The organism is Parachitinimonas caeni, assembly GCF_030129945.1.
Lineage (GTDB): Bacteria > Pseudomonadota > Gammaproteobacteria > Burkholderiales > Chitinimonadaceae > Parachitinimonas > Parachitinimonas caeni.
In genome coordinates, this window is sequence record NZ_JARRAF010000018.1 from 58,209 (window position 1) to 73,454 (window position 15,246).

Below are 15,246 nucleotides of genomic sequence, written 5' to 3' on the forward strand. Positions count from 1 at the left end.
GGCGAGTTTAGCACGCTGTCCTAAAATCGCTACCCGACCTGCGGGGCGGGAAAAGGCGCTACCTGACTGTCGCAAGCGCCTTTGTTCGGTATGTTTCTGAATCCAAACCTAAATAATAGGCACTTTCAGCAAAGCCCCTACCATCCTGTATGTGATGGGTGTCAAGTGACGCAGGGGCGCTGCACGGCTTGTTGATGGATTCGCAGATTTCAGTGTAGACCGCTTCCTGGAATTGTCAGACAGCAAAAAGCCCGCTGATCGCGGGCTTCTGGCTTGTTGCGAGGCAGCGAAACGCCGCCATGAAGAGAACGTCCAGTCAGGCGGGAACTTTGTTCTTGGCAACTTCCTCATCGCGCAATGCCCGGCGCAAAATTTTACCGACATTGGTCTTGGGTAACTCGCTACGAAACTCAATGTACTTTGGAAGCTTGTAGCCGGTTAGGTTCTTTTTGCAGTGCTCATGCAGATCTTTATCGGTGAGATTGGGGTCCTTTTTCACCACGAAGACCTTCACCACCTCACCTGACTTATCATCAGGTATGCCGATACAGGCGACTTCTAACACGCCGCTGTGCATTGCTACCACATCTTCGACTTCGTTCGGGTAAACGTTGAAACCGGATACCAGAATCATGTCCTTCTTCCGATCAACCAGTTTCACGAAGCCATCCGGAGTGATCATCGCCATATCGCCGGTCTTCAAAAAGCCGTCCGCATCAATGACTTTGGCGGTCTCATCAGGCCGGTTCCAATAACCCTTCATCACCTGTGGGCCACGCACGCACAATTCGCCAGCTTCCCCCATTGCTACCGGCTTGCCCTCCTCGTCACGCAGGTCGATTTCTGTTGAAGGCACAGGTACGCCAATCGTGCCGTTGTAGTCGCGCTGGTTCATCGGATTGATACACACTGCTGGCGATGCCTCTGTTAGCCCGTACGCCTCAACCAGCGGTACACCGGTCACTTGCTTCCATTTCTCAGCGACGGCTTTCTGTACCGCCGTGCCCCCACCCAGAGCCATTTTCCAGGTCTTGAAATTGATCTTGCCGAAGTCAGGATTGTTGATCAGGGCGTTGAACAATGTGTTGACGCCAGTCATGCAGGTGACCGGGTATTTGTCTATTTCCTTAACGAAACCAGGAATGTCCCGAGGATTGGTGATCAGCAGGTTCAGGCCGCCAATCTTTGAGAAGACCATGCAATTGGCTGTCAGACAGAAGATGTGATACAGCGGCAAGGCGGTAACGATGATCTCTTTGCCTTCTTCAACCAAGGGGCGTAGCCAAGCATGGGCCTGTTGCATATTGGCGATGATGTTGCGGTTGATCAGCATCGCGCCCTTGGAGACCCCGGTGGTACCGCCCGTGTACTGTAAAAAGGCGATATCCTCGTGGCCTATGTCAACAGGCTTCAGCGCCTGCCGGGAACCCACTGTCAGAGCAGTCTTGAAGGGGACATGACCAGGGATATTCCAGTCTGGCACCATTTTCTTCACGTTCTTGATGACATAGTTGACGATCAAGGACTTCGGAAAGCTCAGCATGTCACCAATATTGGTGACGATGACATTCTTGACCGGCGTTTTAGGCAAGACTTCCTGAAGAACATGAGCAAAATTGGAAACAATGACGATGGTGGTAGAGCCGGAGTCCTTCAGCTGATGCTCCAGCTCGCGAGGCGTATACAGCGGGTTCACATTCACGACGGTCAGGCCGGCCCGCAATATGCCGAATATTGCAATCGGGTATTGCAACAGATTGGGCATCATCACAGCTACACGATCGCCCTTGACCAGCTTTAGTTCGGTTTGTAGAAAAGCCGCGAAGTCCCGCGATGCTTTGTCTACCTCGCCATAGGTCATTACCTTTCCCATATTGGCAAAAGCTGGCCGGTCGCGAAATTTTTGCGCGCTCTTTTCGAATACCTCTGCCACGGAGCGGAATTCGTTCAGATCGATTTCCTCAGGGACTCCGGGTTGGTAGTTCTTGAGCCAGATTTTCTCCATTTTTGTCTACTCCGTTATGTGGCGGTCTGATCCGTATAATCGTAGCTGCTGACGCAGTTTGCCAAAAGCAATAAGCTGTTGAACACTCTTCTCCAGCACATATCTAACAAAGACGGTTATGGCTGTGCAAAGAGTCAAGGCATGTCAAATACCATAAAATCGCGAACCGGGTTGCCGCTGTTATAGCCAATGCATGGCAGTCTTTTACCAAGCAAGCGATTGACCGCCTGATACTCTACCCGAAACGGAAAGCTGGGGAAAACCCCCGATCTTGCCAAGCAGCCTTTTGGTTCGTCGCTTACGGGTAATGTTCCGTTTCGGGCAATAAGTTGTTACAATAGCGGCGATTTTCGATTCCGCGTTTACTAGGATGGGCTCTGAGCCCATTTTTTATTTCTGTTTCAGGATTTGCAAAATTCCTTGGACGGTGCTTGGTTGTTATGAATCTTTTGGAATTGCTGGAAAAAACTCTGCCTGGGCTAGGCTATGAACTTGCAGATCTTGAGGTCGGCGGCATGGGCTTGGTACGCGTGTTTATCGACAAACAGCCTGGGGGCATCACGGTTGAAGATTGTGTGACTGTCAGTAACCATCTGACCCGCTTGTTTGAAGTGGAAGGTATCGATTTCGATCGACTTGAAGTGTCGTCGCCCGGCTTGGATCGTCCTCTGAAAAAGGAGTCCGATTTTGTTCGCTTTGTCGGTCATGAGGCCAAGGTGAAGCTCAGACTTCCGATTGAGGGTAGAAAAGTGTTTGTTGGCGTCATTCTTGGCGTGGTCGATGGCGTGGTAAATCTGCAAGTTGAGTCAACCACCGTTGGGTTGGGGCTGTCCCAAATCGACAAGGCTAGGTTGGTCCCCAAGTTCTGATTGGCGTTTGAGTGGTTATCTATTTCAAATGTATGCCAGAGATTGCATGAGTGTCGGCGTTGAAGACGTCGTTACGGTTGGAGGTAGCGCATAAATGAGTCGTGAAATTCTATTGCTGGTGGATGCACTGGCAAGGGAGAAGAACGTCAATCCGGAGATCGTGTTTGGCGCGCTGGAGCTGGCGCTGGCATCTGCAACCAAAAAGCGTTTCCAGGATGATGTGGATGTAAGGGTTACAATCAATCGTGATAACGGTGATTACCAAACATTTCGTCGATGGATTGTCGTGGAAGACGACATGCATGAGTTCCCATCGAAGGAATATGCCATTACAGACGCAGCCGAGCGTGATCCAAAGCTGAAAATTGGCGATTACATTGAAGAACCGCTGGAGCCTGTGGAGTTTGGCCGCATTGGCGCGCAGACTGCGAAGCAGGTTATTTTGCAAAAAATCAGGGATGCTGAGAGAGAGCAGATCCTTAATGATTTCTTGCAGCGTCGTGAACATCTGGTCACGGGCACGGTAAAGCGTATCGAGCGTGGTAATGCGATTATCGAGTGCGGGAAATTGGAAGCAAAGTTGCCTCGTGATCACATGATCCCGAAAGAGAATTTACGTGTTGGCGATAGAGTTAGGGCTTACCTCTTAAAGGTTGATCGTGATGGGCGCGGCCAGCAGTTGATTCTCTCGCGTACCGCACCCGAGTTCATCATGAAGCTGTTTGAGCTTGAAGTGCCAGAGATTGAGGAAGGTGTTATCGAAATCAAGGCTGCGGCGCGCGATCCGGGAATGCGCGCAAAGATCGCCGTGAAATCAAATGATCCACGTGTTGATCCTCAGGGTACCTGTATTGGCATGCGAGGCACACGGGTACAGGCAGTGACAGGCGAGTTGGCGGGAGAGCGTGTTGATATTGTCTTGTGGTCGGCAGACCCTGCGCAATTTGTAATCGGTGCATTGTCTCCTGCTGAAGTCAGCAAGATCATGGTGGACGAAGAGAGCCACAGTATGGATGTGGTAGTCGATGAAGAACAGTTGGCCCAAGCTATCGGACGTGGCGGCCAAAATGTTCGGTTGGCATCTGAGCTGACCGGGTGGCGTCTCGACATCATGACCGTTGCGGAAGCGGAAGAGAAGCACCAGGCCGAATTTTCTCGTGTTAGAGAATTGTTCATTTCTGCTTTGGATGTAGATGAGGAAGTTGCTGATATCCTGGTTCAGGAAGGCTTTGGAACGCTGGAGGAAGTGGCTTATGTTCCGATTGCTGAAATGCTGGAGATTGAAGCATTTGACGAAGCTTTAGTTGATGAGCTTCGAAGCCGTGCTCGCGATGCTTTGCTTACGCAAGCAATCGCGAAGGAAGAACAGGTTGAGCATGGGGCTGAAGAGTTGCTCAATCTGCAAGGTATGACAGCCGATATTGCACGCGCATTGGCGGCAAATGGTGTCGGTACTCGGGATGATCTGGCAGACCTCGCTGTGGACGATTTGGTCGAGATGGCAGGGATGGATGTTGATGCTGCCAAACAATTGATAATTACTGCTCGCGCCCACTGGTTTGCCTGACTTTACGAGGACGCGACTCGTGCCTGTATCTTCGGCACACAAGGAATACGAATGACCCAAATGAATGTTAGCCAATTTGCTGCAGAACTGAAGATGCCGCATGAACAGCTGCTTGAACAGTTGCGTGCAGCAGGTGTTGAAAAGCGTAATGCTGATGATCAGTTGACTGAGCAAGATAAATCGAAATTGCTGGATTACCTTCGCAAGGTGCATGGCCAGCAGACCGATAAGCAGCGTATTACGCTGACTCGTAAGCAGACAAGTGAGATTAAAAAATCTGATGCTACCGGCAAGGCTAGAACCATCCAGGTTGAGGTAAAGAAAAAGCGCGTAGTAGAAGCGCCTTCCTCAGTTCAAAGGAGTGGCGAAGAGGATGAGTCTGCGCATTCCGAAGTGGATTTGGATCAGGGTGTCGTCCGCGGAGGTGACGAGCAGGCTGAGGTTGAGTTGCCGGTCGTAACGCCTATCGCAGAGCCTGAGAATATAGTAGAAGAGGTGGCTACGGCTGCTCACGAGCCGGACGTCGTGATGGAACCCAAGGTTGTTGAGCTGGATGTAGAGATGGCGGCCAATAAGGTCGAGGAGGTTGAATCTGAGGTGGCTGGGGCTACCCCTGAGGCGGCCCCTGTTGTTGCTGCGGAAGAGGTGGTTCGGCGGGCTCCTCCAGCAATTGATGCTGCTGAACTGGCGGCCCGCGAGTCGGAAGCGAAGCGACAGGCGGAGCTATTTGCTCGGCAGGCTGCGGAAATCAAGGCGAAGCAGGAGCGTGAGATGGCTAAGAGGCTCGCTGCTCAACAGGCTCAGAATCCTGTTGAAGTAAAGCCTGTAGCAACAACGCAAGAGCCCATCAAGCAAGCACCCCGCCAGCAGACTGAGCATACCCTGCACAAGCCGGCTTCTAAGGGCAATGTGCCGAACAAGACTTCGGTATCTCCTGCTCAGCGTCAACAGACAGTTCAGCCTGCAGCAGTTCCTACATCAGCATCGGCGGCTACCAGTGAGAAGAAGCCTAGTGGTGGAAAGAAAGCAGGTCCGGCTACGGCTAAGAATGAGTGGGGCGATGGTGGTAAGAAGCGTGGCCTGAAGGTTCGCGGTGGAGATGCGGGCGGTGATTGGAAGTCAAAAAAAGGTGGCAAGTCTCGTGGAGATAACCAGCATAGCTTCACGCAACCGACAGAGCCTATCGTTAGAGATGTTTTGATTCCCGAGACTATTACTGTTGGGGATCTTGCTCACAAGATGGCCGTCAAAGCGGCAGAGGTCATCAAAGTACTGATGAAAATGGGCATGATGGTTACGATTAACCAAGTGCTTGATCAAGAGACTGCGATGATTGTGGCGGAAGAAATGGGGCATAAACCTCAGGCCGCCAAGACGGACGATCCAGAAGCATATCTGGGGGATGATGCTGCTATTGAGCATGAGTTGATCCCGCGTGCACCAGTGGTAACGGTGATGGGTCACGTTGACCACGGTAAAACTTCTCTTCTGGATTACATCCGGCGTGCCAAGGTTGCCTCTGGTGAGGCTGGTGGCATTACTCAGCATATTGGTGCGTATCATGTGGAAACACCGCGCGGAGTTATTACTTTCCTAGACACGCCGGGTCATGAGGCTTTTACCGCCATGCGTGCTCGCGGTGCCAAAGTGACGGATTTAGTTGTCTTGGTTGTTGCTGCAGATGACGGCGTGATGCCGCAGACCATTGAAGCAATCCACCATGCCAAAGCTGCGAAAGTGCCTATCGTTGTTGCAGTAAACAAGATCGACAAGGCTGATGCGAATGCGGAGAAAATTCGTCAGGAGCTAGTGGCGCATGAGGTAGTGCCTGAAGATTGGGGCGGCGACTCCATGTTCATCAATGTCTCGGCGAAGACTGGCCAAGGGATTGATGATTTGCTCGAAGGCATACTGTTGCAGGCGGAAGTTCTGGAGTTGACCGCCGCGACAGATTCTCCTGCGAAAGGCATCATTATTGAGGCTAGACTGGATAAAGGCCGCGGCCCGGTGGCGACGATGCTGGTTCAGTCTGGTACCTTGCGCAAGGGTGATGTTGTGCTGGCTGGCGGTGTGTTTGGCCGTGTCCGTGCAATGCTTGATGAGAATGGTCGCGCGATCAACGAGGCGGGGCCATCAATTCCCGTAGAGATCTTGGGTTTGTCTGAAGTACCAGGGGCCGGTGAGGACTCAATGGTGCTGGCGGATGAGAAGAAAGCCCGAGAAATTGCCTTGTTCCGCCAAGGGAAGTTCCGTGATGTTCGTCTCGCCAAGCAGCAGGCTGCCAAGCTGGAGAATATGTTCGCCAATATGGGCGAAGGCGAAGTACAGACATTGGCAGTGATTGTTAAGGCTGATGTTCAGGGTTCCTATGAAGCGCTGTCCCATAGCCTGCAGAAACTGTCAACTGCTGAGGTGCGTGTAAATATTCTGCACTCAGGTGTTGGCGGTATTACGGAATCAGATATCAACTTGGCACTTGCGTCGAAGGCGGTTGTGATCGGCTTCAATGTGCGTGCGGATGCTGCTGCCCGTAAGCTTGCTGAAAATGAAGGTGTCGATATTCGTTACTACAACATCATTTACGACGCTGTAGATGATGTTAAGGCTGCCTTGTCTGGCATGTTGGCACCTGAGCGCAAGGAGCAGATCATAGGTCAGGTCGAGATTCGCCAAGTCTTCCATATCTCGAAGGTTGGCACGATTGCTGGCTGTTTAGTTCTTGATGGAATTGTGAAGCGGGCAAGCAGCGTACGCGTATTGCGTAACAACGTAGTTATTCATCAGGGTGAACTGGATTCCTTGAAGCGGTTCAAAGATGACGTCAAGGAAGTAAAGGGTGGCTTTGAGTGCGGCTTGTCATTGCGCAATTTCAACGATATCCAGGAAGGTGATCAGCTGGAAGTCTTCGAGATCGTGGAAATCGCAAGAACGCTTTAATTGAGCAACGTATTTATTTGTAGGTAAACAAGGGGGAAGGGGTGCGATGTTCGCCATCGTTCCTTTCCCCTTTTGTGTTCGAGGGGCCCTAAGGGCTGGCGGCTATGGCGAGAGATTTTTCGAGATCAGACCGGATTGCTCAGCAAATTCAGCGCGAGCTGGCTGAGTTGTTGCGAACTGAACTAAAGGATCCGAGACTCGGGTTCGTGACGATTACAGATGTGGAAGTGACCAGAGATTATTCGGTTGCAAAAGTATTTTTTACCTTGATGCGAGGCGAGGACTCCCAGACGCAGATAATTCTGGAACGTTCGGCCGGTTTTCTGCGCCGCGAGCTTTCTCGGCGTATTACCCTGTTCAAGATGCCGGAGTTGCGTTTCTCTTATGATCATTCGGTAGAGCGTGGCATGTCGCTTGATCGATTGATTGATGAGGCGGTTAAGTCCTCCCGGACGGATGCAGATGAAGGCGAGACTGAATGAAGCGGAGCAAGCGCCCGGTTAATGGCGTTTTACTGTTGGATAAGCCTTATCGGGCTTCCAGCAATATGGCCTTGCAAAAAGCCCGCTGGCTGATGAATGCGGAGAAGGCGGGGCACACCGGCGTGTTGGATCCTCTGGCAACGGGGTTGTTGCCACTGTGCTTTGGGGAGGCGACCAAGTTCGCTCAACGTTTACTTGATTCGGACAAAGCATATTTAGCCGAGCTGAAATTGGGTGAGACTACGACAACGGGCGATCTTGAAGGGGAAATTGTTGAGCAGCGGCCGGTATCTGTTTCGGGTGAACAGATTATTAAGGTGTTGTGTGGCTTTGTGGGTGAGCAGGATCAGCTGCCGCCGATGTACTCTGCATTGAAGTATCAAGGGAAGGCCCTTTATGAATATGCGCGGCAGGGTGTTGAAGTTGAGAGAGCGGCTCGGCGTATCACGATTCATGATATTCAATTGCAATCCTTGAGCGGTAACGCTTTATCAATTGCTGTTCGATGCAGCAAGGGTACTTACATTCGTACGCTGGCAGAGGATATTGGGAAAGCTTTGGGGTGTGGCGCACATCTGACCGCGCTACGCCGCCAGGGAACGGCGCGCTTTGATATTCAGGATGCAATAACCCTAGAGGCACTAGAGGCGCTTGATCTAGAACAGAGAGATAGCCTGTTACTGCCGGCAGATGTTTTGGTTCTAGATCTGCCAGAGATCTTTCTTGATTCAGAATCAGCGCGACGCCTTTGTCATGGTATGTCCGTGCGCTATCAGCCGGAAAGTGCGATAATCGGCGACTTCCGCCTGTACCGGGGTACTTCAGACGGTAGGCGTGAGTTTATCGGCTTGGGTGAGTTGGCAAGTAATTGCACGCTTTATCCGCGAAGGTTGCTGGCAAGCAGTCAATGATTGCCAGTTTGGGAGCAAGGATGGGTTCAGGCTCGCCTTGCTTGTCTAGCGCGTGAGCGCTTTTATATTTGGAGTTTTATTTAAATGTCTATCAGCACCGAACAAAAAGCTGAAATCGTTAAGCAATACCAGCGCGTCGCCGGTGACACTGGATCCCCAGAAGTACAAGTTGCATTGTTGACCGCACGTATTAACGACTTGACTGGTCACTTCAAGGCCAACATGAAGGATCACCACTCTCGTCGTGGTTTGCTGAAGATGGTTAGCCGTCGTCGCAAGTTGCTTGACTACTACAAGCGTACTAACTTGGAAGGCTACCGTGAGCTGATTGCTCGCCTCGGTCTGCGCAAGTAAGGTATATGTAAAGGTCGCGGATTCATCCGCGACTTTTTTTTTGAAGTAGATGTTCTTTTTGTAATGCTCGCCTACAGTAATTCAGGGATGCAAGGTTCCAGCCGTTCTGAAGCGCTGTTGGCTGTTTGTTGTGCATGTTGTGGCTGGAACCTCGGTACATGGGATGTTCCCTCGGCCGTACCGAAACACTAATTGTCGCGCCGCTTTGGCTGAAAGTGGCATGTTGTTGAACGAAGGAAAACTGTGTTGACACCTATTCGTAAAACTTTTGCCTATGGCAAGCATACCGTTACCTTTGAAACCGGAGAGATTGCCCGTCAGGCATCCGGTGCGGTAATGGTCCACATGGACGATACGGTAGTGCTTGTTACCGTGGTGGGTGCCAAGAATGTAAAACCCGGTCAGGATTTTTTTCCTCTGACCGTTGATTATCAAGAACGTACTTACGCCGCAGGCAAGATTCCTGGCGGCTTTTTCAAGCGTGAAGGCCGTCCTTCGGAAAAGGAGATCCTTACCAGCCGCTTGATTGATCGTCCGATCCGCCCGCTGTTTCCTGAGGGGTTCTATAACGAAATCCAGATTGTAGCGACCGTCATGTCGGTCAACCCTGAAGTGGATCCTGACATCCCAGCCATGCTGGGTGCATCTGCTGCATTGGCGATTGCTGGGGTGCCGTTCCAGGGGCCGATTGGTGCTGCTCGTGTTGGTTATATTGATGGCCAATATGTCCTGAATCCGTCTCTGACCGAACTCAAGACCTCCCAGTTGGATCTCGTGGTAGCTGGTACTGATCTGGCGGTGCTGATGGTGGAGTCCGAAGCTCAGGAGCTTTCCGAGGCAATCATGCTAGGGGCGGTGGTGTTTGGCCACGACCAGATGCAAGCTGCCATCAAGGCAATCAATGAGCTTGCAGATGAAGTCAATCCTGAACTGTGGGACTGGCAAGCGCCTGCTAGGGATGAGGCACTGGAAGCACAGGTTGGCGCCTTGGCTGAAGAAGGTCTGAAGATGGCCTTCCGTATCCCCCAGAAGCAGTTGCGCACCGCAAAGATTGATGAGACCTGGAAAAAGGTCGAAGCAGCTCTGATTACAGAAGATACCGATACATTGCGCGCCAATCAGATCCGCGACATTTTCCATGGTATGGAAGCTCATATCGTGCGTAACCAGATTCTGGACGGCTATCCTCGTATTGACGGCCGTGATACTCGCACCGTTCGTCCGATTACCATCCGTAATGGCGTGTTGCCTCGGACCCATGGTTCCGCATTGTTTACCCGTGGTGAAACGCAAGGTCTCGTGGTTGCCACATTGGGAACCAAGATGGATGAGCAGATCATTGATGCGCTGACTGGCGAATACACCGAGCGCTTCATGCTGCACTACAATTTCCCTCCGTACTCAACAGGCGAAACGGGGCGCGTTGGTGCGCCGAAGCGGCGTGAAATTGGTCATGGTCGTTTAGCAAAGCGTGCGTTGGTGGCGGTACTGCCGAAGCAAGAAGATTTTAGCTATTCGATGCGTGTCGTATCAGAGATCACTGAGTCGAACGGTTCTTCGTCCATGGCATCCGTATGTGGTGGTTGCTTGGCGCTGATGGATGCGGGTGTACCGTTGAAGGCGCACGTGGCCGGAATTGCCATGGGCTTGATCAAGGAAGACAAGCGTTTCGCAGTATTGACCGATATTCTGGGGGATGAAGATCACCTAGGTGATATGGACTTCAAGGTTGCCGGTACCGAAAACGGGGTGACGGCGCTTCAGATGGATATCAAGATCAACGGCATCACCAAAGAAATTATGCGCGTGGCGTTGGATCAGGCCAAGGAAGGTCGCTTGCATATTCTGAATGTGATGAAGGGGGCTATGGGCGAGCATCGCTCCGAGGTCAGCCAGCATGCGCCTCGCCTGTACACCATGAAGATCAATCCCGAGAAGATCCGTGATGTGATTGGCAAGGGTGGCGCCGTGATTCGTGCGATTACCGAAGAGACCGGAACTCAGATCGACATCCAGGATGACGGCACGATCACGATTGCCTCTGTTTCGGCTGACGGTGCCGATGCGGCTCGTCGCCGTATTGAAGAGATTACCGCTGAAGTTGAAATCGGCAAGATCTACGAAGGCAGTGTCGTGAAGATTCTGGACAAGAACGTAGGCGCCATTGTGCAGATCATGCCTGGCCGCGACGGTTTGGTTCACGTCTCCCAAATTGCTAACGAGCGCGTAAACAACGTGGCGGATTACTTGAAGGAAGGCCAAGCTGTTCGCGTCAAAGTTATCGAGCAGGATGAGAAGGGTCGGATCCGCTTGTCGATCAAGGCGGTTTTGAATGAGGAAGCGCAGGCAGCTGCGCCAGTAGTTGCCTCAGAAGCCTGATCAGACTGTTTGGCAGTATACAAACCCCCGCTACGAGAGTAGTGGGGGTTTTGCTTTTTGGGGTTCTCTGAAAGCGCCGTGCTGCGCATGTGGTAAGAATTTTAAGTAAGTCGCCTTGCGCTGCGTTCGTTACCTTGCAAGTTTGTCGAGTGAGAACCCTCAACAGTTCTTGTGACTGCCGGATCTTGCGCAATCAACCGATTTGCGAAAGCGATGTGCGTGGTCGATACTGATTTGGGAGTGCTTCTGGCTATCAGCTTGGCTTTAAAGCCATTGCATAGCCAGTCGTCGATGTTGGTGTTTCGGATATTTTCCTTGCGGTGCAGGCCGAAAACCAAACGAATCTACCTCATGTGCCGGATCAGGGAGCCGCCCTTCAATGACAACAGCGGAAGCCGACCGCGCATCCCATCCATCCAGAGCAACAGCCTGGTGGACTTGGCTTGTTCCGCTGCTGGTGTTTCAGCTTGGTAGTCAGGTTTCACTTTTTCTCCCGCTTGGTCTTCAGAGTTCTGCGCTATATCTACCGACGGCTTTAGGGCTGGTGCTTGTACACTGGTGGGGACCTCGCATTCTCCCGGCTTTGTATCTGAGTGCTGCAGCATCTTCAGCGTTGTGGCTCGGCGAATTGCATTGGCACTCCTTGTTGCATCCTCTGCCGGAAGTCCTGACCGTCGGTCTGTCGTGGTTTCTGTTTCATGGGCTGGTGCATCATCCACCCCGCCTGTCTCGGCAGCGTGATCTGCATTGGTTCATTGCGATGGGGGGAGCGTTGCCGATTACCATCGGTGCGATCTGGGCGCAGTTTCAGCTTTATTTATTGGGCGAGTTGCTGCCAGAGGAAGCGGGTTGGGGGATTCTCAATGGCTGGGTCGCAGATCTATTGGCGGGCTTGGTAATCAGCCTGCCGATCCTGTACTGGCTCGAACGGCGCAGCAACCCCTGGTGGGGCACATTGTCTCGGCGGGGCAAGCTCGAAATGGTTCTGCTCTGCCTGGGGCCGTTAATGCTGAGTCGTTGGTTACCGGTACACCCTTACTGGTATGCCTACGCGGGATTTGCATTGCTATCGGCGCTGCGGCATGGCATCCCTGCGGCCATGCTGATGAATGGCTGGATCGTGCTGTTGACTTTGGCCTTGCCTGTCATTGCTTCCGGGGCGCGTGGCATCTTGAGCGAGGGGGTTGAGATCCATGAGGTGTATCTGAGCCTGATAGTCATGAGTCTCGCTGCGGTATGGATTGGCGCTGCGGTCGGCCATTTGCGGCAGCAAGTGGCGGAACTGAAGCGAGCGCAGGAGGCCCTGCGGGACAGCGAAAACACCGCACATAAGTACCGGCATCTGGTATCGGCAAGTTCAGACCTGATTGCCTTGGTTGATACCCATGAACATTGTGTGATAGCGAATGACACCTTGAAGTATTACCTCGGAAGAGAGGGGCTGGCGTTTTCTGCTGAAAATCTGGTGCAGCTGTGGGGTGCCGAGATGGCCAATGCTCTCAAGCCGGCATTTTTGGGGGCATTGCAAGGTAAAGGGGTTACCAGCAAGGACTGGACGACCTTGAATGGTCAGCGTTGCTTTCTGGATGTGCATGTCGATCCCTACCGCGATGATCAAGGGGCTGTGCAGGGAGTTGTCTTTTCTGCCCGCGACTTGAGCGAAGAAGCGCATTTACTGCAGCTTCAGCAGCAGACCCAGGAAGTGGCAAAGGTGGGCGGCTGGGAAATGGACTGCCGCAGCGATGAATTGAGCTGGACTCAAGAGTGCTATCGCCTGCATGGCATCGGATCTGACTTCAAGCTGGATCTGGGAAGCATGCTGGGGTTGTACAGCCCGGTTGATAGTGATCAATTTGCGGTGGTTCTGGAGTCTGCACGCCAGTCAGGTGAAGAGTTTGATATTGAAGTGACCTGTGCGCGGGATCAGCAATTGCTGCGAGTAACGGCCAAAGTCGAGCGCAACGGAGAAGGGCGGGTCATCCGGCTATTTGGTTCTTATCAGGACATTACCGAACAGCGACGGGCTGAGGCCCAAGCCCGGCTGGCGGCAACGGTGTTTGCCAATAGTGCCGAAAGTATTGTGGTGGCCGATGCCAACCGCCGTATCGTCACGGTCAACCAAGCATTCACCAAGATTACCGGGTTTGCGGACACGGAAGTTTTGGGACGTGATCTGCACTTTCTGGCGTCGGATATTCAGGATCAGTCGTTTTATAGCCGGATATGGCTGGATATTGAACAGTATGGCTGCTGGCAGGGCGAGGTATGGAACCGCCGCAAAAATGGCGACTTGTACCCGGAGTGGCAGACACTCAGCATGGCTTATGATGAACAAGGGCGCGTTGCAAACTATATCTGCGTGTGTTCAGACGTATCGGCACACAAGGAAGCGGTGGCGCAAGTCGAACATCTGGCCAACTACGACCCGTTGACGGAGTTGCCAAACCGCGCGCTGCTGCTGGATCGGATCGGTCAGGCGATTGTGATGGCGGAGCGCAATCGCAAACAGATTGCTTTGATGTTTATTGACCTGGACCGCTTCAAGAACATCAACGATTCGCTAGGCCATAGTGTTGGTGATCAGGTATTGACTCAAGTAGCGGACCGCCTGAAATGGTGCTTGCGATCGTCCGATACCATTTGCCGCTATGGCGGCGATGAATTTGTGGTGTTGCTGCCAGATGTGGATGAGCCTGCCGATGCTGCGCTGGTTGCCAAGAAACTGGTAGAGACCGTGGCATGGCCGTTTCAGGTGCAAGGCAATGAGCTGACCATCACACCCAGCATCGGTATCAGCATCTACCCCGCCGATGGGCACGACATTGATACCTTGCTGAAGAATGCCGATGCTGCGATGTACCACGCCAAGGCATCAGGCCGGAATAACTTCCAGTTTTACACGCAGGAGCTCAATGGCCGTACCTATGACTACCTGATGGTTGAAAACCAGTTGCGTCGGGCCATTGAGCGCAAGGAGTTTCAACTGTATTACCAGCCGCAGATCGAGCTGGCCAGCGGCGCCTTGGTGGGCTGTGAGGCATTGATCCGCTGGATGCACCCCGAGCGCGGCATGGTGCCGCCGGATCGCTTTATTCCTGTGGCGGAAGACAGCGGGCTCATCGTCCGCATCGGGGAGTGGGCACTGATAGAGGCGTGTCGCCAGAACAAAGCTTGGCAGGAGCAAGGTTTGCCGGCGATTCCGGTGGCCGTCAACCTTTCCCCGGCGCAGTTTTCAAGCAGCATTACGGCAACGGTTGAGATTGCTCTGATGGAAACGGGGTTGTCAGCCCGGCACCTCGAGCTGGAAGTGACCGAAGGAGTGGTAATGCGTGACGCAATTGAAGTCATCGACACCTTGCGCGAACTCAAACGCATGGGGGTTCGGCTGTCGATTGATGACTTTGGTACCGGCTATTCCTCACTGTCTTACCTGCGGCGCTTCCCGATCGACAAACTCAAGGTAGACCGCTCGTTTGTGGATGAAATTGGCGCAGATGTCGATGACGAGGCGATTGCCTCGGCGATTATCGATCTGGCACATAGTCTTCGTCTGAAGGTGATTGCAGAAGGGGTGGAGACGGCGGATCAGGCGCGTTTCCTGCTGCAACGTGGCTGCGACCAGATTCAGGGGTTCCTGGTGAGCCGGCCGCTCTCAGCGGGCGCGATGGCAGAGTTTCTTCAAACATGGCGTGCAGACACCGGCCAGGCTTTGTTAACGTCATACCATGATGTGAAACCGTAG

Annotated in this window: 9 protein-coding genes; 8 read left to right on the plus strand and 1 reads right to left on the minus strand. The window is 52.7% G+C overall.

The features are described 5' to 3' along the window. Nucleotides 1-316: 316 nt before the first annotated feature. Nucleotides 317-2,005 carry a long-chain-fatty-acid--CoA ligase FadD gene (fadD, locus tag PZA18_RS15105; RefSeq protein WP_284101691.1) on the minus strand — a complete coding sequence of 563 codons (1,689 nt, stop codon included), beginning with the start codon at nucleotides 2,003-2,005 and terminating at the stop codon, nucleotides 317-319. A 440-nt stretch (nucleotides 2,006-2,445) separates the two neighbouring features. Between fadD and rimP the strand changes: the two genes are divergently transcribed. The 8 genes from rimP to PZA18_RS15145 all read left to right on the plus strand — a co-directional run bounded on the left by rimP (nucleotide 2,446) and on the right by PZA18_RS15145 (nucleotide 15,246). After that, nucleotides 2,446-2,874, plus strand: coding sequence for a ribosome maturation factor RimP (rimP, locus tag PZA18_RS15110; protein WP_284101726.1), 429 nt, complete (start codon nucleotides 2,446-2,448; stop codon nucleotides 2,872-2,874). Between the two features lie 94 nt (nucleotides 2,875-2,968). Next, complete coding sequence (nusA, locus tag PZA18_RS15115; RefSeq protein ID WP_284101692.1) at nucleotides 2,969-4,441, plus strand: transcription termination factor NusA; 1,473 nt, start codon at nucleotides 2,969-2,971, stop codon at nucleotides 4,439-4,441. Nucleotides 4,442-4,492: 51 nt separating this feature from the next. After that, nucleotides 4,493-7,378: a translation initiation factor IF-2 gene (infB, locus tag PZA18_RS15120; protein WP_284101693.1), complete on the plus strand. Its 2,886-nt coding sequence runs from the start codon at nucleotides 4,493-4,495 to the stop codon at nucleotides 7,376-7,378. A gap of 104 nt (nucleotides 7,379-7,482) precedes the next feature. Further along, nucleotides 7,483-7,860: a 30S ribosome-binding factor RbfA gene (gene rbfA / locus PZA18_RS15125; RefSeq protein ID WP_284101694.1), complete on the plus strand. Its 378-nt coding sequence runs from the start codon at nucleotides 7,483-7,485 to the stop codon at nucleotides 7,858-7,860. Continuing rightward, nucleotides 7,857-8,771, plus strand: coding sequence for a tRNA pseudouridine(55) synthase TruB (truB, locus tag PZA18_RS15130; protein ID WP_284101695.1), 915 nt, complete (start codon nucleotides 7,857-7,859; stop codon nucleotides 8,769-8,771). The genes rbfA and truB overlap by 4 nt, the downstream gene beginning before the upstream one ends. 84 nt (nucleotides 8,772-8,855) lie before the next feature. Continuing rightward, the gene (rpsO, locus tag PZA18_RS15135; RefSeq protein WP_284101696.1) at nucleotides 8,856-9,125 is read left to right on the plus strand and encodes a 30S ribosomal protein S15; all 270 of its coding nucleotides are present in this window, start codon (nucleotides 8,856-8,858) and stop codon (nucleotides 9,123-9,125) included. A 246-nt stretch (nucleotides 9,126-9,371) separates the two neighbouring features. After that, complete coding sequence (gene pnp / locus PZA18_RS15140; RefSeq protein ID WP_407951191.1) at nucleotides 9,372-11,504, plus strand: polyribonucleotide nucleotidyltransferase; 2,133 nt, start codon at nucleotides 9,372-9,374, stop codon at nucleotides 11,502-11,504. 379 nt (nucleotides 11,505-11,883) lie between these two features. Next, entirely contained in the window at nucleotides 11,884-15,246 is a 3,363-nt protein-coding gene (locus PZA18_RS15145; RefSeq protein ID WP_284101698.1) for a bifunctional diguanylate cyclase/phosphodiesterase, read from the plus strand.